19 protein-coding genes are annotated in these 18,966 nt (G+C 44.1%); 12 read left to right on the forward strand and 7 right to left on the reverse strand.

Annotated features, from left to right (window positions below):
- Nucleotides 1–20: 20 nt before the first annotated feature.
- The gene (locus L865_RS25365; protein ID WP_157577366.1) at nt 21–185 is read left to right on the forward strand and encodes a hypothetical protein; all 165 of its coding nucleotides are present in this window, start codon (nt 21–23) and stop codon (nt 183–185) included.
- A gap of 90 nt (nt 186–275) precedes the next feature.
- Nucleotides 276–494: a hypothetical protein gene (locus L865_RS0100220; protein WP_028771382.1), complete on the forward strand. Its 219-nt coding sequence runs from the start codon at nt 276–278 to the stop codon at nt 492–494.
- 114 nt (nt 495–608) lie between these two features.
- Here the strand turns inward: L865_RS0100220 and L865_RS0100225 are convergent, their stop codons facing one another.
- Entirely contained in the window at nt 609–2,078 is a 1,470-nt protein-coding gene (locus L865_RS0100225; protein WP_028771383.1) for a carbon starvation CstA family protein, read from the reverse strand.
- 419 nt (nt 2,079–2,497) lie between these two features.
- On the opposite strand from L865_RS0100225, the gene L865_RS0100230 reads away from it, so the two are divergent.
- Nucleotides 2,498–2,713 carry a TIGR02450 family Trp-rich protein gene (locus L865_RS0100230; RefSeq protein ID WP_028771384.1) on the forward strand — a complete coding sequence of 72 codons (216 nt, stop codon included), beginning with the start codon at nt 2,498–2,500 and terminating at the stop codon, nt 2,711–2,713.
- 7 nt (nt 2,714–2,720) lie between these two features.
- Here the strand turns inward: L865_RS0100230 and L865_RS22730 are convergent, their stop codons facing one another.
- The 4 genes from L865_RS22730 to L865_RS0100250 form a co-directional block, all read right to left on the reverse strand.
- Nucleotides 2,721–3,326 (reverse strand): energy-coupling factor ABC transporter permease, encoded by a 606-nt coding sequence (locus L865_RS22730; RefSeq protein ID WP_245608370.1) that lies wholly within the window; start codon nt 3,324–3,326, stop codon nt 2,721–2,723.
- 326 nt (nt 3,327–3,652) lie between these two features.
- The gene (locus L865_RS0100240; RefSeq protein WP_425423588.1) at nt 3,653–4,429 is read right to left on the reverse strand and encodes a nuclear transport factor 2 family protein; all 777 of its coding nucleotides are present in this window, start codon (nt 4,427–4,429) and stop codon (nt 3,653–3,655) included.
- 174 nt (nt 4,430–4,603) lie between these two features.
- On the reverse strand, nt 4,604–5,491 hold the full coding sequence (locus tag L865_RS0100245; RefSeq protein WP_037470286.1) for a helix-turn-helix domain-containing protein: 888 nt from the start codon (nt 5,489–5,491) through the stop codon (nt 4,604–4,606).
- Nucleotides 5,492–5,583: 92 nt separating this feature from the next.
- Nucleotides 5,584–5,874: a putative quinol monooxygenase gene (locus tag L865_RS0100250; protein WP_028771387.1), complete on the reverse strand. Its 291-nt coding sequence runs from the start codon at nt 5,872–5,874 to the stop codon at nt 5,584–5,586.
- Nucleotides 5,875–6,045: 171 nt separating this feature from the next.
- On the opposite strand from L865_RS0100250, the gene L865_RS0100255 reads away from it, so the two are divergent.
- From L865_RS0100255 to L865_RS0100270, 4 genes are all read left to right on the forward strand, one after another.
- Nucleotides 6,046–6,984 carry a LysR family transcriptional regulator gene (locus tag L865_RS0100255; RefSeq protein ID WP_028771388.1) on the forward strand — a complete coding sequence of 313 codons (939 nt, stop codon included), beginning with the start codon at nt 6,046–6,048 and terminating at the stop codon, nt 6,982–6,984.
- Nucleotides 6,985–7,177: 193 nt separating this feature from the next.
- Nucleotides 7,178–7,993, forward strand: coding sequence for an SDR family NAD(P)-dependent oxidoreductase (locus L865_RS0100260; RefSeq protein ID WP_028771389.1), 816 nt, complete (start codon nt 7,178–7,180; stop codon nt 7,991–7,993).
- Nucleotides 7,994–8,176: 183 nt separating this feature from the next.
- Entirely contained in the window at nt 8,177–9,052 is an 876-nt protein-coding gene (locus L865_RS0100265) for a radical SAM protein (protein WP_028771390.1), read from the forward strand.
- 153 nt (nt 9,053–9,205) lie between these two features.
- Nucleotides 9,206–9,445, forward strand: coding sequence for an HP1242/YdcH family protein (locus tag L865_RS0100270; RefSeq protein ID WP_028771391.1), 240 nt, complete (start codon nt 9,206–9,208; stop codon nt 9,443–9,445).
- 55 nt (nt 9,446–9,500) lie between these two features.
- Here the strand turns inward: L865_RS0100270 and L865_RS0100275 are convergent, their stop codons facing one another.
- Nucleotides 9,501–10,394 (reverse strand): LysR family transcriptional regulator, encoded by an 894-nt coding sequence (locus tag L865_RS0100275; RefSeq protein ID WP_028771392.1) that lies wholly within the window; start codon nt 10,392–10,394, stop codon nt 9,501–9,503.
- Nucleotides 10,395–10,710: 316 nt separating this feature from the next.
- On the opposite strand from L865_RS0100275, the gene ppk1 reads away from it, so the two are divergent.
- The 4 genes from ppk1 (at nt 10,711) to L865_RS0100295 (ending at nt 17,464) form a co-directional block, all read left to right on the forward strand.
- A complete protein-coding gene (gene ppk1 / locus L865_RS22735; protein WP_245608366.1) occupies nt 10,711–12,846 on the forward strand; it encodes a polyphosphate kinase 1 in 2,136 nt (711 codons plus the stop codon).
- Between the two features lie 6 nt (nt 12,847–12,852).
- Complete coding sequence (locus L865_RS0100285) at nt 12,853–14,325, forward strand: Ppx/GppA phosphatase family protein (protein WP_028771393.1); 1,473 nt, start codon at nt 12,853–12,855, stop codon at nt 14,323–14,325.
- A 374-nt stretch (nt 14,326–14,699) separates the two neighbouring features.
- A complete protein-coding gene (locus L865_RS0100290; protein ID WP_028771394.1) occupies nt 14,700–16,064 on the forward strand; it encodes a hypothetical protein in 1,365 nt (454 codons plus the stop codon).
- A gap of 320 nt (nt 16,065–16,384) precedes the next feature.
- Nucleotides 16,385–17,464: a PepSY-associated TM helix domain-containing protein gene (locus L865_RS0100295; RefSeq protein WP_028771395.1), complete on the forward strand. Its 1,080-nt coding sequence runs from the start codon at nt 16,385–16,387 to the stop codon at nt 17,462–17,464.
- Nucleotides 17,465–17,520: 56 nt separating this feature from the next.
- On the opposite strand, the gene L865_RS0100300 is transcribed toward L865_RS0100295, so the two are convergent.
- Nucleotides 17,521–17,895, reverse strand: coding sequence for a YybH family protein (locus L865_RS0100300; protein WP_028771396.1), 375 nt, complete (start codon nt 17,893–17,895; stop codon nt 17,521–17,523).
- 108 nt (nt 17,896–18,003) lie between these two features.
- Here L865_RS0100300 and L865_RS0100305 point away from each other — a divergent pair, with 108 nt between their 5' ends.
- Nucleotides 18,004–18,885 (forward strand): LysR family transcriptional regulator, encoded by an 882-nt coding sequence (locus tag L865_RS0100305; RefSeq protein ID WP_028771397.1) that lies wholly within the window; start codon nt 18,004–18,006, stop codon nt 18,883–18,885.
- Nucleotides 18,886–18,966: the final 81 nt, after the last annotated feature.

An 18,966-nucleotide genomic window follows, 5' to 3' on the forward strand; every position in this document is an offset into this window, starting at 1 on the left:
TGATGAAAAAATGAAGCCCTATGGCTTCATTTTTTTTTGGCTACGTTTTCGATTTCCGTAACTATCAGCCCAGCGCAGCCCTTAGCGACAAAGAAGATGAAAACCTGGAGAAGCCTACAACTTTACCGGCTAAGGCGAGCGGCGCGAGGCTGTGCTCAATCACGATATCGACTGCTAAACCTTAAATTAACCATATTAATATCGAATAGATACTAACTAAGTGTATTCGGTATTTATCCGCATAATAGCCTCAATTTCAACATGAGGGCGCGGATATGAATTCATTTAAACTGATTGCCGTAGCGGCTTTTTTTACCAGTAATCTTCTGGTGTTTTCGCTATTGCACCATTTTACCAGTTTCATCTACCGGTTTTTCAGCCCACTCAATAACAGCTGGTACACACTGGCCTATCAAACCGTTATTGCCCATTTGGCATTAGCAGCAATGGCTGCAGCCCTATTGTATAGCTTTCTACGCTATATCAGCCGTTAGCTTTAGCCCTTGCCAGCGTGGAGTTTAAATGCCGTTAAAAGCGGTTAAAAATCACCGCGATGAGGCATAAAAAAAGGACATCAATGGATGTCCTTTTTATCAAATACAACAAACCTATGCTTGCTGAGCAACCTTACGCTTGTTATGGGCGATAATCAGTCCGACTAGACACACAACACCGGTTGCAATGCCGACAGGCTGACTCATAGATTGCGGTAAGCCTAAACCAATACCCGCGGTCATAATGTAAGAGACCGTCACACAGGTACCGACAATGGCAGGTAAGCTCACAATCCAGTGGAAGGTGCCTCTGTCAAACAAATACTTAGTCGCTAACCAAAGTACGCTTGTAGACAGCAGCATGTTTGAGAATGCGAAATAACGCCAGATTAATGAGAAATCAATCTTAGTCATGAAGTACGCAATCACTAGAATTGGCGCAGCCACTAACAAACGGTTGCGAACGCTTTGTGGGATTTTGAACGCATCAATAATGGTGAGACGCAGCGAACGGAAAGCCGTATCACCTGAGGTAATTGGGAAAATAGCCACGGCAATAATCGCCATAATACCACCAGCAACGCCTAAGTAAGTGGTCGCAACCTGATTAACAACCAGACCCGGACCACCAGCATCAAGAATACTCTTGAGCTCTGCATAACCACCAGGGAATGCAGCAATACCCGCTGTAGCCCATACACATGCCACAATACCTTCAGACATCATCGCGCCATAGTAAACCGGACGAACATATTTCTCGTTGGTTAAACAGCGCGCCATGATGGGCGCTTGCGTTGAATGGAAACCACTAATCGCACCACAGGTAATGGTAATAAATAGCAGCGGCCACACAGGTAATCCATCCGGGTTAGGCGCTAATAGATCACTGTTATAATGACTGTGGTCAAAATAGGCAAAAATGTCGCCCATTTCCGGCAGTTGTGGCGCACTAATCAATAATGCCACTGCAATTGATGTTGTCATCACAATCATCAACAAGCCAAATAGTGGGTATAACTTGGTAATGATTTTATCAATTGGCAATAAAGTCGCTAAGAAGTAATAGCCTAAAATGACCAACACCCAGAAAACATTATTGGCAAAGATGGTGTTCTCAAAATAATCTAGGTTACTTAGCAGTCCAGCCGGGCTCATAATGAACACCACACCAACGAAGAACAATAGCATGGCAGTAAAAATCAGCATCACACCTTTAAAGTAAATATTAAAGTAGTGACCGGCAATTTCTGGCAGGCTCTTACCGTCTTCTTTGATGCTTAATACACCTGAGAAGTAGTCGTGCACTGCACCACCAATGATATTACCCAGTACAATCCAAACTAGCGCAATTGGACCATACAGCGCCCCAAGGATTGGACCAAAGATAGGGCCAACACCAGCGACGTTAAGAAATTGAATTAGATAAGCTTTGACAGGATGAACTTCGACATAATCGACGCCATCATCAAATCGTTTTTGTGGGGTTTTCGCGTTGGGATCAATACCAGCTTGACGCTCTACAAATGGGCTGTAGAACTTATAAGCTAGGATCAATAATCCAAGACAGATAAAGAAAATAAGCATTTTTATGATCATCCATACGTTTTAGCGAACGAGGTAACGATTGAGTGTCTTTGAGTTACCTATGCAGGTCAAGTAACAAAATGTTATATCACTTGGCGCGATTTATTTTGCTTAAACCGCTATAAATGACTAATACTTTGTCAGCTTCCCAGATAAACCACCAACCATTTACAATAACCGTTCGCTAGCAGACCACGCTAGCTTCTGTTCACAGCTGCAATCATTGGTCGTTAAATATAGAGTAACAACACTATTGTTTTGTTTCGGCAACAATCGTTACCGACGCCTCAAGCTATCACTAAAACTTGAACTCGGCCACATTCAAATCCTGTAAAATGGGCATTGCGCACACCTTGGCAGTAAAAATATCCATTACAGATCACATTGATCGCAAATTCATTTCAATACGTAACATTACCATGAACAAAATATCTCCTAAAAAACTGCTACACAGCAAGTGGACCGCTGTGAAGCCGGTGAATAAAGAAAAGCATTTCTGCGTTGTAGAGGTTGAATTTGACGAGCAAGGCAATGTGATCCGGTGCCTGATTGAAGCGGTATACAACCAAAACCAATATGACATTCACTGGCGTGACTTAACTAATCCGCAAGTTTGGCGTGTCGGTTGGCAATAGCTTGGTATCAAAAATACTGTTTGTCTGAATAATCGAACAGCCAATGGGGTCGATAGACCACCATAAACGTTATCGCCATGCCGCTAAGCAATGCTTCGGGAAAGCCCAGCAAGGGCATTAATAGCAGATAGTTATCGATAAGGTATTGCCAACTATAAGCTCCGCTAAGCCACAACCAACTAGACCACATCAAGATATGTATCACGATCGACAAGCCCGCATTAATGAACGCACCAAAAATATAGACAAAAACATGATGCGGCAGTGCCTGGTAAACTTTGCAGTAAATAAGATAAGCGACAAAAATCGGTAGTGCATAACCCAGCAACCCATACCAACCCACAGCAAACGGGGTTTGCATGACAAACAGGCAAAAGAACAGTACCGGCAGCAAAATCGCGAGTGTAGCCAACCGCCAACCGAACATCAGCATAAAGGTGACAATGCCAAGAAAATGCACATGAATACCGGCTGTGATACTGGCATTAAGTAGCCATAAACCGTTAATTGCCAAGGTGCTGAGAAACAGGCGGCTTTGCAGTGCTTTATCACGCTTGAGCTGTAACAACTCTTCTTTTGGCCATGCCAGCCAAAGCCAAATAGCCAACAGCAGTAGTCCAAGCCACTGACTCGCACTCTAGCTCCAATCAATACTTTGCCAGCGGTTTAGCAGTAAATTACTCATCACATCCACCACAGCTTTTGTTGCGCATGCCTTAAAGCTAAACTATATCAAGTGATGAACCAATCGTACAAAGGTAGAGGGGTAAATACTCTTACCGGCTAGGGCTAACACAGGCAGATACTTAGCTCCCAAGGTTGTGCGCCATATCAGTCTCAAAATCAGCTTCCTCCTCGGTATGACCTGTCCGAAACCACAATAACAAAACAGTACAGAGGCAGTTTAATGGCGCCTAACATCTTAGGCGCCATTAAAGATTATAGACCGCCGAATTTGCCGTTACTGTTCCTCCATTCAGGCCGCTTAGCGAGTGTTTCCATCACATCCCAATGCTCTGCGATCTTACCGTCTTGTATACGAAATAAATCATAGTAACTGGTCGCCTCACCGCCAAATGAGCCTTCACTAATTGCCAACACAAAATTGCCTTCGCCTAGAACTTTATGATTGGTAGTGTATTGCATCGTGATCCCTTGCTCAGCCATTGACGCCAGCGCCTGTGATAATCCTGATAACCCATCTGCTATCATAGGGTTGTGCTGAATGTAATTATCGCCATCGAAATACTGCGCGAGTTTGTCATATTGGCCTTTAACCAAAATAGCATCAACAAAATCAGCGACTAATGCTTTATTCTCTATCGTTTTTTCAACATCCACTACTGAGGTTGGGCCATCTATTTGGCTATGTCCACTCGGATTTGGACTCGCCGCAATTTCAATAAGGTTATCCCAATGCTCGACAATCAAACCATTTTCAAATCGAAACAGGTCAAACCCTATTTTGGGCCCAAAGAAATTGTATTCAGTGTGGGTAAATACAAAATCACCATCAGCAAAAGCCCTTACTACGCGAACCTTAGCTGAATCTTTCGGTAAAGATTGTAATACCTCAGCAAATCCAGTAATGCCATCTGCTACTGCTAGATTATGCTGTACATATTTGTTTGGATTAACGTAGTTAATCGCTTGTTGGTCACCTGTTTCGATAGCATTGAGTAAAGCGATAGCTTTAGCTTTATTCGTCAGTTCCATAGTGGGTTCCTTATTCTGTTGAGTGTGGCTGCATGCAACTAAGATGCTTAGTGCCAGCAACCAAATACTGTTGGTTAAAATAAACTTTCTCATGGGTTATCCCTGTAGGTGATTACCCTGAAATAGTAGTGAAAACAGTATGAACAGCCTAGGTCAATCAAGGCATAGAAATGGTTAATGTCGAACCTTGTAGATTTTTTTGAACTGAGTCGGTGTTAGAGATGTGTGCTTCTTAAAGAATTTCACGAAGTTAGTCGCTTCATCAAATCCAAGCAATTCTGCCAACTGTTGAATTTGAATACTATCAATTGATAGTCGTCGTTTAGCTTCTAAAATAATAAAACTATCGATGACCTGCTTAGCCGTTTGCTGAGTGATCGCCTTACAAATCTGATTCAATGTTTTGTAGGTTGTTCCTACCCACTTGGCATATACATTGGCATCCCTTGTTTCCTTATACTTTTCACTCAACAGCTTTATAAATTGCTCATAGTGCTTTATCTGGTTACCGTTAATCTGTTGATGATAAATGGTCGGTTTAGCTTCACCAACTTTAGTCAATAACGCGGCAAAAAGAACTTGTAGATAATTGTTATTGGCAACTTTAAGCTGATATTCGTTAGCAATAAGATCAATAACTCCCAGTAAAGTACTGGCCTGCGCACTAGATAATTGGAACTGGGAAAGGTAACTCGTCAACATCGCGATAGGGCTGAATATTCGAATATCGATTGCCGTTGCGACTCTTTCTAAGTACGCGTCGGTAAATATGATCAACTTTCCCGCGGGCTGATTTTGCATATCAAAAGCGTGAATTTGGCCTCTATTGACTAGAACGACACAGCCCTTGCCAACTTGAAAACGGTTAAAGTCGATAAAATGTTCACCCTCGTTGCCGGTAAATAAAATCAGGTTATGAAAATGTACCCGGTGCGGACGATCGACGCATAGTGACTTGTTGGTTGCAGCGCGCTGATACAAGCTATGCAGTTCAATAACTTCAAAACCCACTTCAGGTAAAATAGAATCATTAAAGCGAATATCCGGGATAGCTGTGTCCATATTTATCTCTACTGCCAGCAACACCCATAGTATAACCATACAGACATGCAAAAAGAGCCCCGCGGGCTCTTTATCTGTATTAAGTCTCAGACTTATCCGATAACGGTCATTTCATTCAATACAAAACTGGCTACTGCGCCTTCGGTCGCGGCCATATATTGTTGTAGGTGCGTGTTGCCCATATGAGTTTGCCACAGCTCACGACTTTGCCAGTTCTCGTAAAACACAAAATGTGCTGGATTCTGGTTATCTTGGTGTAAGTCATAATTAATGCAGCCGGGCTCTTTGCGCGTGGTATCTATCAATTTAAGCAGTTCAGCTTTAACCAGTTCGATGTGCGCTTCTTTAGCAATAATATTGGCAACAATAGTCAGTTGGCTCATGGGGTTTCCTTAAACATATCGGTGAGTGACCCCTTAATAGTAGACAAGCAGAACGTGGTGATAAACAGCATAAACTAGGAAACATTATCAAATAATTTTTGACAATGTTAATTGATAATCTTGTTCGTGACAGCTATAAACACAAGTTAATCACTTTGCACCGAGCTCATTATGTTACTGCAAGATCTGTATATTATCGTCAAAGTTGCTGAGTTTCGCAGTATTACCGCTGCAGCGACCCATTTGGATATGCGCACAGCCACAGCCAGTGCCGCTGTCAAGCGCGTAGAAAAAAGCCTTGGTGCCGAGCTGTTCATCCGCACCACCAGACAACTCAAGCTCTCAGCTGCAGGTGAGCGCTATCTCCCTCAGTGCCAACAAGCCATCATCATGCTTGACCAGGCAAAGCAAAATATGAAAGCTGATATGGCAGTGATTGATGGTGATCTACGCATCGCCATGCCTTCAGACTTGGGCCGAAACAGCGCGAGGCTCTGGCTTGATGAGTTTATGACACAATACCCAGATTTGAATCTGCGCTGCAGCATAAGCGACAGTAATATTGATTTTTACCGTGATGCTGTTGATATGGCGCTGCGCTATGGCTCGCCAAACGATGCAAGCTTGTATGGTTTTAAGATAGCTAATGTGCCGCGGGTTTTATGCGCGACGCCCCAGTATTTAACAGATTACGGCACGCCCCATCATCCAGATGAATTACTTAACCACAATGGGCTACTTTATCAATTGTATGATGTGCTCTATAACGAGTGGCAGTTTACCCAGGGCGAGCAGAAGTTTTTGATAAAAATGCCTGCCGATCGGGCCTCAAATGATGGCGATCTGGTCAGGCGCTGGTGTCTTGCCAGTAAAGGCATAGCGTTGAAATCCAGTTTAGATATGGCGGACGATATTCTTAGCGGCAAGGTGATGACCTTGATGAATGATTACCCCGCAACTCCTACCGAACTGTGGCTAGTTTGCCCTAGTAAACAATCTATCACACCGGCTATGCGCCTATTGCGCGACTTACTGCGCGCTAAAACCCATGAGCAATTAACCGCCCTCGCTCAGGCGGGCGCGATTGCCAAACAAAACATAACTGACTAGTGGGGTCGGCAATTGCAGTCTGAGATCTTAATAATGCCAATACGAATCTTAAGATTATCAACATAATCAATAAACTGATTGTAGTGATTGATTTGTTATACCGTTGCGATTGCAGTGCTAAACTCAATACATGAACTAAAACTCAGTTTAGCCTTATTGATAGCCCCACTCAGTGAACAAGGAAATCTGCTTTATGCACAAAACTATATTGCTTACCGGCGCCACCGACGGCATTGGCTTAGAAACGGCAAAAGCTTTATTAGCTCTGGGCCATAACGTACTTTTACATGGGCGTAGTAGTGACAAACTAGCCAAAGTGGCCGCCCAGCTCGCGAGCATTAATAGCGACTTGCAGTTAGAAACATATGTTGCTGATCTATCGCAGATGGCAGATGTGAAAGCCTTGGCAGAATCGGTTTGCTCAGCCCATGAACATATAGATGTGGTGATCAATAACGCTGGTATTTACGTCACGCAAAACACGGTATCAATAGACGGCTTCGACATTCGCTTTGCGGTCAATACACTTGCTCCCTATTTACTCACCAAGTTACTACTCCCTATCATGCCAAGCGATGGCCGAGTGGTTAACTTATCTTCCGCGGCCCAAGCCAATTTTGACATCGACAGCTTAACCTCGCCAAGTCCGCTATCAGACAGCGCCGTCTACGCTCAAAGCAAACTGGCTATCACCATGTGGTCACGGCAATTAGCACAGACATTAGGCACTAATGCGCCTGCTATCATCGCTGTAAATCCAGCTTCTATGCTTGGCAGTAAAATGGTCAAACAGGCTTATGGCGTAAGCGGTGGCGATCTCAGTATTGGTGCAGATATTTTAGTCAGAGCAGCCTTATCAGCAGAGTTCGCCGATGCCAGTGGCAAATACTTTGACAATGATGCTGGGCAGTTTCGCCAACCACACGCTGATGTGAATGATACTAACAAAACCAAACATGTGGTCGAAACCATCGAAAATGCACTGCAAAATCTCGCCGCTATCAATTGATTTTTTGGCCACGCCGTGACAATCAATTCACGGCACGGTTCTGTTTGGTATCTGTACGACTAGAGAGCAGTTTCATCTTAGATTATCAACAAAATCTATATTCTAATTCCATGCAAACCTAAATTATCAACACAAAACAACACTGATAAACTCATTACCACTATCCACCAACCTGAGTGTCATATGCGTTATCAAGGTAAAGTTTATCGTCCTTGGCCTGAAGCCGAGAGTGTTCTGATTCAAACCACATTGGGCTGCAGCAATAACCAATGCACCTTTTGTAATATGTTTAGCGACAAGCGCTTTAGTGTTCGCCCACTCGACGCGATCTTCGCTGATATAGACACGGCCAGAGCCACCTACCCTAAAGTGGAATCTATTTTCCTCATCGATGGCAATGTAATGGCCATGCGCAGTGAATTGTTATTGCAAGTACTCAATAAAATTGCCAGCACATTTCCAGAAATCCGCAATATTGCCATGTATGCAGGTTTCAATGATTTACGACGTAAGAGTGTTGAGCAACTTAAAGCGATGCATGCTGCGGGCTTAACTATGATTTATACCGGCTTAGAATCGGGCGATGACCAAGTGCTAAAACAGATCAATAAACAAATGACAGCCGCCCATGCCATTGAAGGAATGGCAATGGCTAAGGCTGCAGGCATCAAAGTGTTAGCATCTTTCATCTTTGGCCTAGGGGGGAAATTTCGCTCCATGGAACACATTAAGGCAACCACTGACTTGGTGAATATACTGCAACCTGAAGAAATCGCACCAATGGCTCTGGCAATACAACCGGGCACAGAACTTGAAAAACAAGTCCAACGGGGTGAGTTTGTCATGCCCTCGCCACAGGATATTGTCAACGAAGAGCGTTACTTGCTGGAGAACTTGGCCGACTTTGATTGCTACTATTGGGGCGACCACGGTAATAACTTGTCACCGATGCGCGGTATGTTACCTCACAATCGCCAGCATTTTTTATCTAAGCTGGCAATGGCTGAACAACATCATCCCACAATGGGACAAAATGTTATTCAAACCTTTGCATGGTAAACAGATCGATAGCCGTTTAGTCATCATTCACTTAACGGCTAAAAATAAGCAATAGCTTTTAATTATCTCAATTTGACGCCCTACCCGCGATGTTCTAGGTTAAATAGACCACGGCGTAGCCCGTTTCCATCTACACTGAGTAAAGGAGCCACTATGTTAGGTGAAGACCATTCATTACTTCATGAATTTCCTGAATTTTCAGACAAGATTGCTAGCCAAATGCAGACTGACAGTCAATTTGCAGCAGATACCAAACAATACAACGCATTGGATAAAGAAATCCGCGAATTGGAGTTAAACAGTAATCCCATTGACGATGAAGCGATGCACAAGCTCAAACACGATCGCGCGGTGCTAAAAGACTCGCTTTACCAACGACTGCAAGCAGCCTAAATTAGATAACATTGACCAGCACTGAAACCACCTTGCTGGTCAATGGTTTTGCTCACTACCGCTCCCAGCTAGGTGTATCACCAAACTCTGTTGCTAAAAAATCAATGAAGGCGCGTACTTTAGGCGCAAGCAATCTTGAGCTAGGATAAACCGCCCAAATCGCACTGCTAGAAATAAACGGCGTATCTTGCAATACTTCAACCAAATCACCGCGCTGAAGATGACGATAGACACTCCATCTCGAATTCATGGCAATACCAACGCCTTGCAAACAAGCATCGCGCAGGGCTTCGCCATTATCGGTACGTAGATTGCTCTGCACTTTCACGCTTGTTTCACTGCTACCAAGATTGAAACGCCAATTGTCCATCCCCGCTAAAGTAATGCAATTGTGCAAGCTAAGTTGTTGCGGTGATAGCGGTATCCCAAAACGCTCGATATAACTGGGTGAAGCACAAATAATTCGCTCATCTTTAGCAAGCTTTCGTGCAACCAAACTGGAATCGTTAAGCGAGGCATCTCTAATTGCAATGTCAAATCCACCCTCGACCAAATCAACAATCGTATCACTTAGCCGCAAGTCCACTTTAATCTTGCTATGTTGCGTTAAAAACTGACTCAATAGCGGCATAATGTACATCCGCCCGAAAGAAGCCGGCGCACTAACTCTTAATGTCCCTTGCGGTACCAAGCTGCCAGCGCCAACCGATGCACGCGCAGCTTCAACACTGGCAATAACCTCTTCTGCATGGGGTAAGAAGTCTTGCCCCTCTTCGGTCAAAGACACTTGCCGGGTAGTACGATGGATGAGCCGAATCCCTAATGTTTGCTCAAGCTTATTAATATGCGCACTGGCCACCGCCGCCGATAAGCCTAACTCCTTACCCGCCATACTAATGTTTTGCGTGGCAGCCACTCTGATAAAAAGCTTTAAATGTTCAACATTCATATTGCAATTCGTCCCTTATCAATCGCTCAGCATAGTGTAGGGGCTTAAGCCGGTAAAAAGCTACGCTTAACGCGCGCGGCTTGATCAAAAATATCGGTGTCACAGCATGTGCAACCCACTTAAATTACAAGGTAGAGGTGATTGACCTACAAATTTGATGTCGGTCTCGTAAATGACAGTTCATCACTAAGTTAAATAAAACTGTCATATAAATTCAATAAACTAGTTGTAGACCTCGGCACCGTCAGCAGTTTTCTCGCAATGAGGCTGACCCCCGACTACCTAACAGTATTTGTAATTAGAACTAGGATTTCCTGTGTCTGCGATTAATTCCGATCTGCTCATCGATAAAGAGTTGTCATGGCTTTCATTTAACGAACGCGTATTGCAAGAAGCTTGCGATACCAATGTGCCACTGATTGAGCGTGTCAGGTTTCTTGGGATTTTCTCCAGTAATATGGATGAGTTTTTCAAGGTGCGCGTAGCCGCTGTCAGACGGGAGATACTACTAACCGCTTATGCCGATACACCAAGTCGCAGTCAGGCTTTAATGCATAGTATCCAAGACAAAGTGCTGGCACTACAAGAGCGATTCGATGCAACCTACCATGCGTTAATGAAAGATCTGGTTCGCGCCAATATCTATCTCATTAATGAAACCCAATTGAGCGAGTTCCATCACGCTTGGCTTAAAAAGTACTTTAAAGACCGTCTTGTTCGTCATATCGCACCACTGATTTTGACTAAACAAAGCGAGCTAGTGAATCATATTAATGATGACTCAACTTACCTTTGTGCAGCATTGTACTCAGGTGAAAAAATTCGCTACGCGTTTGTCAAAATCCCCGATGCAGGCATCCCTAGGTTCATTGAGCTCCCCCATGAAAAAGCCAGCAAAGTGAGGCATTTTATTCTGGTGGACAATATCATTCGGCATTGTCTCGATGAACTGTTTGAACCCTTCTTCGACTATGACCGCAGTGAAGTCTACTCGATGAAGATGACCCGAGACGCAGACTTCGACATTACCGATGAGCTTGAAAAAACGCAGCTAGAACAGATGACCAATGCTATCCGCAAGCGTTTACAAGCACAGCCTGTTAGGTTGGTTTTCGATCGAAACATGCCTAATCATATGCTGAAAATGCTTAAGAAAAATCTGCATATCAGCTCAACAGAGTGTTTAATACCAGGTGGGCGCTACCACAGCTTCCGCGACTTCATGGATTTTCCAACGGCTGGCCGAAAAAAACTAGTTAATGAAAAACTGCCTGCACTTAACAGCGAGCAATTCAGCGCTTTTAACAATAGCTTTGATGCCATAAAGCACGGCGATATTGTATTAAACTACCCCTATCATAAGTTCTCTCACTTTACAGAGCTTGTGCGTCAGGCTGCCTACGATCCAGCCGTCACCAGCATTAAGATCAACCTGTATCGAGTGGCAAAAAACAGTCACATTATGCAGTCACTGATTGACGCGGTGAAAAATGGCAAGCGAGTGACCGCAGTAATTGAACTGCGCGCTCGTTTCGATGAACAATCTAATATCGATTGGACCAAGCGTTTAGCCGAAGCGGGGGTTAAAGTGCATCATGGTATCCCAAGCCTTAAAGTTCACTCTAAACTGTGCCTGATCGCTCGTGAAGAACAAGGTTCAACTCAGCTATATGCCCACATTGGTACCGGTAACTTCAATGAGGGCACCGCCCGTTTTTATACTGACTTATCGCTGTTTACTGCCGATCAAGCCATCGCTGCAGAAGTGCAACATGTATTTGAGTTATTAAAACGCCCCTACCAACGTGACCAGTTTAACCACCTCATTGTGTCGCCTTTCAACTCAAGGCAGCAATGGTTGCAACTCATAGATGATGAAATCGACGCGGCCAGCCGTGGTGAGAAGTCTGGCATCACCTTAAAACTAAACAACTTAGTTGATGACATTATGGTCAACAAGCTTTATCAGGCCTCACAAGCGGGCGTAAAGATAAAGCTGATGATCCGGGGAATGTGTACCTTAGTGCCGCAAATTGCCGGTATCAGCGACAACATTGAAGTCTACAGTATTGTTGATCGCTTCTTAGAGCATTCACGCATCATGCTGTTCAGCGCTGCCGGACAAAACAAGTTGTTTATGGGCTCTTCAGACTGGATGACACGCAATTTGGACGAACGAGTTGAAGTTTGTACCCCTATCTATAGTGCGGCACTGAAAAAGATGATTATGGATCTCATGCAAATCCAATTTAGTGATAACACTAAGTCTCGTATCGTCAATCAAGCACAATCTAACCCGTATAAGTCTCGTGGTAATAAGAAAAAAGTACGCAGTCAAATTGCTATTCATCAATATTTAACACAATATGAAATTAAGCAAGCACAACGATTTGCCAATAACGTCACCCACAGCGAAGGTTGGCATATTGAATCATTACAACAAAAGGCTTAAGTCATAGTGTCACAGCAAGACAGTTCGGTACATTTTGTCGCGATAGATATGGGGTCCAATAGCTTTCATTTAGTCATTGCCCGAGAACAAGATGGTAGCATTCAAGTGCTACACAAAGAGAAACGCCAAGTCCAATTGGCTAAGGGGCTGAATGCTGATGGCATATTGGATGAAGCGGCCATCACCCGTGGCATCAATTGCTTAACAGAATTTAGCCAACGCTTTAGCCAACTAGAGCAAACTCGGGTACGAATTGTCGCCACACACACCCTGCGTGTCGCAAAGAATGCCCAGCAATTCTTGCATGCCGCGCGCAAGGTGATCGGTTACCCCATCGAAATAGTCTCAGGTCACGAAGAAGCTCGACTGATTTATAGTGGCATCGTCAACAGCCAAACCCTAACTGAGCGTAACTTAGTCATAGATATTGGTGGCGGCTCTACTGAAGTGGTGATTGGCAAGCGCACCAAAGCCACCAACTTAGCCAGTTTAAAGTGCGGTTGCGTGAGTTACAATCAACGCTACTTTGCCGATGGAGTGCTAGATAAAGCTGCATTCAAAGCTGCGCAAGCCGCGGCTGATAAACAGTTTTCGTTGCTGCCAAACGCCTATTTTAAAGGCAGCTGGCCCTTGGTGCTGGGCAGTTCGGGTAGTGCTAAAGCCGTGAATGAAGCACTTAATGGTGATAGTGACACACCACAACCCATCACCATGTCAGGCTTAAAAAAACTGCGCCAGTACCTGATCGAACTTGGTCATGTCGACCACATTGACCTCCCAAACTTAGACCCCAAACGTATTCCTCTCCTTGCCGCTGGATTAGCCATATTAATTAGCTTTTTTAAACGCTTAGCGATTGAAGAGATGCAAGTCGCCCAAGGTGCTTTACGAGAAGGTGTATTGTATGAGCTGTCGGACATCGACCCAGCCAAAGGCTTAAAGCAACGCACTGTAATGAGCTTGGCACAGCTATACCATGCCGATCCTCAACAGGCCGATAGTGTACAGCTATCGGCAGAGCAACTATTTGTCCAAGTTGCCAAAGATTGGCAGCTCACTGATTGTCGCTGGTTATTACAAGCCGCCGCACAACTGCATGAAATTGGCATCCATATTAACTCTCGTTCCCATCATAAACATGGTGGTTACATCATCGACAATAGCGACCTGCCAGGATTTAGTCAGCAACAACAAACGGCATTGGCTATGTTGGTTGCGAACCACCGTAAACGGGTTAACCTCAATCAGCTGCAGCAGCTAGACAGTGATGAGCAGCTGCGACTAACTCGATTACTGGTTATCTTTCGTTTAGCCGTGGTATTGAACCTAGGGCGTATTCAAACCGCGACTAAAGCTATCACCTTAAAAGTGGTGGATAATAAGCTAATTTTGGCCTTACCCTCAGGGTTTGACGACCCAAATCAGTTGCTTCATAAAGATCTGAGTAGCGAACAAAAAAACTCGAGAAAATCGGCATAATTTTGCAGTTCTAGCCACAAAAATTGATTAGGATTCAGCCAGTATTAAGACAGATTTGTTACAGTTAAATCGTCCCAAGAGTACGCTGAGTTTAATTGATTATGTTGAGGTAAAATTATGGCTGCCATGATGATTAATACCCTGTTGGTTTTTGCATTTTCTCTACTGCTTATCGTCATAGTGGGTTATAGCCAACTATAATTCTTACGTGATTGGCTTATTGCTGAATCTGTCCAGATAGCATTGCCACTTTGACTAAAAAAGCCTATACAACATTGACTTAGGGTTTTGTTCATGGCAAGTTGCTGTAAAGGGTGTTTTATAGCGATATCTGAATCGTCACCTTAAAAAAGCAACTGGACAAGGACAAGTCAATGCACATCAAACTACGCAGCTTTGTGATATTACCGCTCCTTTGTGTTTCATCTCCCAGCCTTGCACTGGAAATATTAGATTATAAACCCAACTGTATTGCACAAAAATATGCAGCGATTGAAGTCAGCAAAGAGTTCATCATGCCTTTCGGCTTTGCTGACCCCGTATTAGAGACAAGCGAGTTTAGCCAGACGCTTGAGTTACTTAAGCAACTCCCCGTACCGAAACAGGCCGAGTATCTGATACTTGAAGATGTAGAGAAAAATATTACCCATATTAACCGCGTTAAAAAACAAACTACCAAATTAAACATTAAGATTGTAAGTCAACCAGTTAAGCTGTGTGAAGATGATAAATCTTTCTCAGATGCTAGGCTAAGATTTGCCTCCGACGGTTACCGAATGGCGGAGCAAACCTTCGCTTATACTCTACCAACCCCGACCTCCGAGCCGGAAAAAGAGGTGGTTCCGATTGTTTCTAATCAACAGGCGTTCGGTATCGAGCTAGGCATGAGTCAACAACAGGTTACTACTATTTTGGGCACGCCGAATCTATCAACTCCTGTTGATAGCCCAACTGTTTGGTGGAGCTATGGGCGAAATTTATGGATAGCTTTCAAGCAAGGCAGCGTGATTGAAGTCACCTCGAAAGCCCCTTATTTTTCTGCTTATACAACAAACTTGATTGAGTACAGAGCACATTTTGATGACCTAGTTTGGACAGTCAACAATCGTGTAACTAGCGATACTGAACTTGCAACGGCGCTGCAAGCACTTCCCGACGCTAAAAGGGTTAACAACAATCAAATTGAATTAAGTGCCAATGCCGGTACCTTAACCTTAAGTTTTGACGCCTTCAATCCAGTTAGTAAAGAGCAAGATGTTTACAAGCTAAAACATTTCTCATTAGCCGCTGCCAATAACGGTATATCGGCAGCTAAAATTACCACCTTATCTACACAGAACATTAATGAACTACTCAACATCATCGAGTCAGCAGGCCCTTTAACCTATACAGAAGCTAGAGCTAAATTTCCTGAAAATGCAACGATTTCCCTAACAAATGACCGGCGAATTTATATTACAGGTCATTTCACCGAGCTTCACTTTAAGGGCCAGGACTTAACCGCAATTACATTTTCATCTGATCTCGCCACACACAGTACTATTGACGATGTACACAGTTTCTTGGCAAAAATGGGCTTAGCGGCTCAAAAAGACAGTTTAATAAACAGCAATCAAGATGCGGAAGATTATTTCGATACAGTAGAAATCAACACGGCGATTTATCAACTCACTGCTAAGTTTGATTCTAGTGATGACCAAGCGATGTTATATCAAGCACAATTTAAGTTCATGGAGTAACAAAAATAGGCTCCCTCTTAGAGGCTTGCCTTTGAGTTTGGCCGCCTCAATGTAACCCAGCAAACTCATACCAACTCCCCCTTTCCCGAGGGCTTTCGGCCTGACTATTGTGACCTTGATAGCAAAACCATATAAATTATAGGTTTTTCCCTTTACTGCAATTGAAGGTGGAACTGAGATTAATTACCATTCGCAATCGCTGCAACTCGCAATAGACAATTGGTCAATTGTTACCGAGCCAGCACACTAAAACAACAAGCTAAATAATCAATACAGCACAGTGCTTGTAGTTGAAAGTTAGCAACAGTGAGAATGGTAGTATGAAACTAGTTCCAAGCTTAAAGTGGTTCCATAATTGGATTGGGTTTGTCATCAGCATAACCATGCTGATCGTACTAAGTACCGGTGTCTATTTGGGCGCTATGGATATGCTTAAACGAGCAGACAACAAAGGCCAGCAGTATGTAGCATTGTCAACTGAGCGCAAGGCAGAGATCACCGCAGCTATCTTTGAGCAATATCCAGACATGAGTTCTGTGCGCTTCCCTACGGAGTATACTCCCTATATTCATGCAAGCGCCCGTGGCAAAACCATCGCTTTCGATCATCAACTCAATGAGATCGACACCCGACTAGTTTCTGAAATACCGATGTACAGCACGATTTTCTGGCTACATCGTAACTTCCTAATGGCCGATTTTGGCAAATATCTTAATGCATGGGCCTCACTGCTCGGCGCAGCGGTGACCTTGGTTGGTATTTATTTGTGGTGGCGAGTACGCAAGGGCTTTAGATTAAAACAGAGTATTCCCAGCAACACTAAATCGAGTAGCCTACTAAAAAGCCATATTCAACTTGGGCTTTTTATCTCGGTGCCTTTATTTATCTTGTGCCTTTCAGGCTTTTTAATCACCTACAAAGGCTTATGGACCGGTGCCTTACAACATACACCGGACCCGCAAGTTCAACTGCCACAAAGTCAGCCCAATAACTGGCATGCTCAACTCGCCAGCGCACAAGCACTGTGGCCCGACTCAGAAATAGTCGCAGTGAATAAACCTAGACAACGTCGCGGTGCTAAACCAGCTGAAACGTTAGACTATAGTGTTCGATTTGATGAGCATAGTGGTGTGTGGTTACGTCAAGCTGACAGCATTACCATTCGTTATGAAACCGGAACCATGCTCTCAGCACTTAAGCATAGCGACAGACCTTTATCGGGTAAGATAGCCAGCTTTGTTAGGCCGTTACATGATGCATTGAATATGCCTTTTAGCTACGTGCTATTCATCACCTCTGTGTCAGCAGTGGGTTGTATTATTCTCCTTTTTACAGCCTTGACCTTTTATCGTCGCACTTTTGCAAAGACCACAGTTAAAGCTAAGTCACAGCCTGCATAACACGGCTATCTATACTCGGCGCTGTCTACCATAGGCAGTGCCGTATATAGCGCGAATTATCGCTCGCCCAGCACTTCAAACTCATCGCTAATCAAACGGGCACGGCCATTGTTATCTAGCGTCCAGTGTTCGCGGTGTACCACGCCATAGGCTTTGTTCATGGTCCACTTTGACGTCAATATATAACCTTCATCGGGATGAGCCCGCCAGCTGACATCCGTATAGTCAACATCGCAAAAGCCTTGTTCAATGATTCCTTGCCAAAACACTTCAATAGCGGCACGACCTTCAAAGCGGCCAAATGGCTTAGCTTCCATGATGCAGTCATCATGATACTGGGCAGCGCACCCCGCAGCGTCTTGATTATTAAACGCTTGCTGCCAAGCGGCAATTCCCTGCTGACATGCAGCCAAAACTTGTTCAGGTGACATAACAATTTCCTATTAACGGGTAAAGATTGATAAAGATACTACCTCTACCTATTAACTAGAAAAACCGCTATATTAAAACCAACTGTTTAACTAAACCGAACAATTAACATGCACCGTTTGCGTTACATGTCCGTCTTTGCCCATATTGTTGATTGTGGTTCAATCACTAAAGCCGCCGACAAACTGCAATTATCTAAGTCCGTTGTCAGCCAACACCTTAAATCTCTTGAATCTGACTTAGGTGTGGCGTTACTAAAGCGCACAACACGTAAGCAATGGTTAACAGCGGCCGGTGAAAATTTTTATCGACAATGTAAGGCCATCAACCAGGTCGCTGACGGCGCTTGGGAGCACGCTCAAACAGCACAAGCCGTGCCCCACGGGAAAGTGCGTATCACCGCGCCAAATGCGCTGATGGAAACATTAGTCACCCCAGTAATCGCTAATTTATTACGCCAATACCCTCGATTACAGCCACAACTCATCAGCAGTGACCAGCAATTGGACCTAGCCAAACACAATATAGATCTGGCGATTCGTGTCGGCCGCTCAGCAAATAGCAGTGACAAACAGCGACGCATTGGTGAGTTTCGTGACATTCTTTGCGGGCAACAAGATTACCTATCAACCACGCCAATCGAGCAGGCGCGTTACATCGCCAATGATTGGCAAGGCGAGCAGATCTGCCATCAATTTCTCCCCTGTGATGATAGTGTGCAAGGCTTTGAATATCGTGCTACCGCACACTGCAGCAGCAATTCATTTCATAGTTGTTTAGCACTGATCAAAGCCAGTGCTGGCATTGGGCTGGTACCCGAGTTTCATCCAAGCTTAAGCTCCTTTGCACTACAAGCTGTGTTTGCCCAGCACCAACTACCAGCTAATGCCGTTTATGTCGTCCACTCCTATTCGCAGTACCTGCCTTTATCTGTGCAAGTCTGTATAGAGAGTATCGAGCAACAGTTAGCACTACATCGATGCAGGCGGTGACAACCAAGCGAAAAGGATTTCGGCTACAAACAGACAATGGAGAAAAGCAAAAAAACAGAGGCTCTTGGGCTTACCCCTCCT

It is taken from the genome of Shewanella waksmanii ATCC BAA-643, from assembly GCF_000518805.1.
Lineage (GTDB): Bacteria > Pseudomonadota > Gammaproteobacteria > Enterobacterales > Shewanellaceae > Shewanella > Shewanella waksmanii.

Bases quoted from the DNA above. Each gene is read 5' to 3' on its own strand.
- L865_RS0100220 (WP_028771382.1), top strand. From the start codon at position 276: ATGAATTCATTTAAACTGATTGCCGTAGCGGCTTTTTTTACCAGTAAT.
- L865_RS0100250 (WP_028771387.1), bottom strand. From the start codon at position 5,874: ATGAGCCAACTGACTATTGTTGCCAATATTATTGCTAAAGAAGCGCAC.
- L865_RS0100265 (WP_028771390.1), top strand. From the start codon at position 8,177: ATGCGTTATCAAGGTAAAGTTTATCGTCCTTGGCCTGAAGCCGAGAGT.
- L865_RS25365 (WP_157577366.1), top strand. From the start codon at position 21: ATGGCTTCATTTTTTTTTGGCTACGTTTTCGATTTCCGTAACTATCAG.
- L865_RS0100255 (WP_028771388.1), top strand. From the start codon at position 6,046: ATGTTACTGCAAGATCTGTATATTATCGTCAAAGTTGCTGAGTTTCGC.
- L865_RS0100275 (WP_028771392.1), bottom strand. From the start codon at position 10,394: ATGAATGTTGAACATTTAAAGCTTTTTATCAGAGTGGCTGCCACGCAA.
- L865_RS0100300 (WP_028771396.1), bottom strand. From the start codon at position 17,895: ATGTCACCTGAACAAGTTTTGGCTGCATGTCAGCAGGGAATTGCCGCT.
- L865_RS0100290 (WP_028771394.1), top strand. From the start codon at position 14,700: ATGCACATCAAACTACGCAGCTTTGTGATATTACCGCTCCTTTGTGTT.
- L865_RS0100270 (WP_028771391.1), top strand. From the start codon at position 9,206: ATGTTAGGTGAAGACCATTCATTACTTCATGAATTTCCTGAATTTTCA.
- L865_RS0100230 (WP_028771384.1), top strand. From the start codon at position 2,498: ATGAACAAAATATCTCCTAAAAAACTGCTACACAGCAAGTGGACCGCT.
- L865_RS0100240 (WP_425423588.1), bottom strand. From the start codon at position 4,429: ATGGAACTGACGAATAAAGCTAAAGCTATCGCTTTACTCAATGCTATC.
- L865_RS0100245 (WP_037470286.1), bottom strand. From the start codon at position 5,491: ATGGACACAGCTATCCCGGATATTCGCTTTAATGATTCTATTTTACCT.
- L865_RS0100305 (WP_028771397.1), top strand. From the start codon at position 18,004: ATGCACCGTTTGCGTTACATGTCCGTCTTTGCCCATATTGTTGATTGT.
- L865_RS0100225 (WP_028771383.1), bottom strand. From the start codon at position 2,078: ATGCTTATTTTCTTTATCTGTCTTGGATTATTGATCCTAGCTTATAAG.
- L865_RS0100260 (WP_028771389.1), top strand. From the start codon at position 7,178: ATGCACAAAACTATATTGCTTACCGGCGCCACCGACGGCATTGGCTTA.
- L865_RS0100295 (WP_028771395.1), top strand. From the start codon at position 16,385: ATGAAACTAGTTCCAAGCTTAAAGTGGTTCCATAATTGGATTGGGTTT.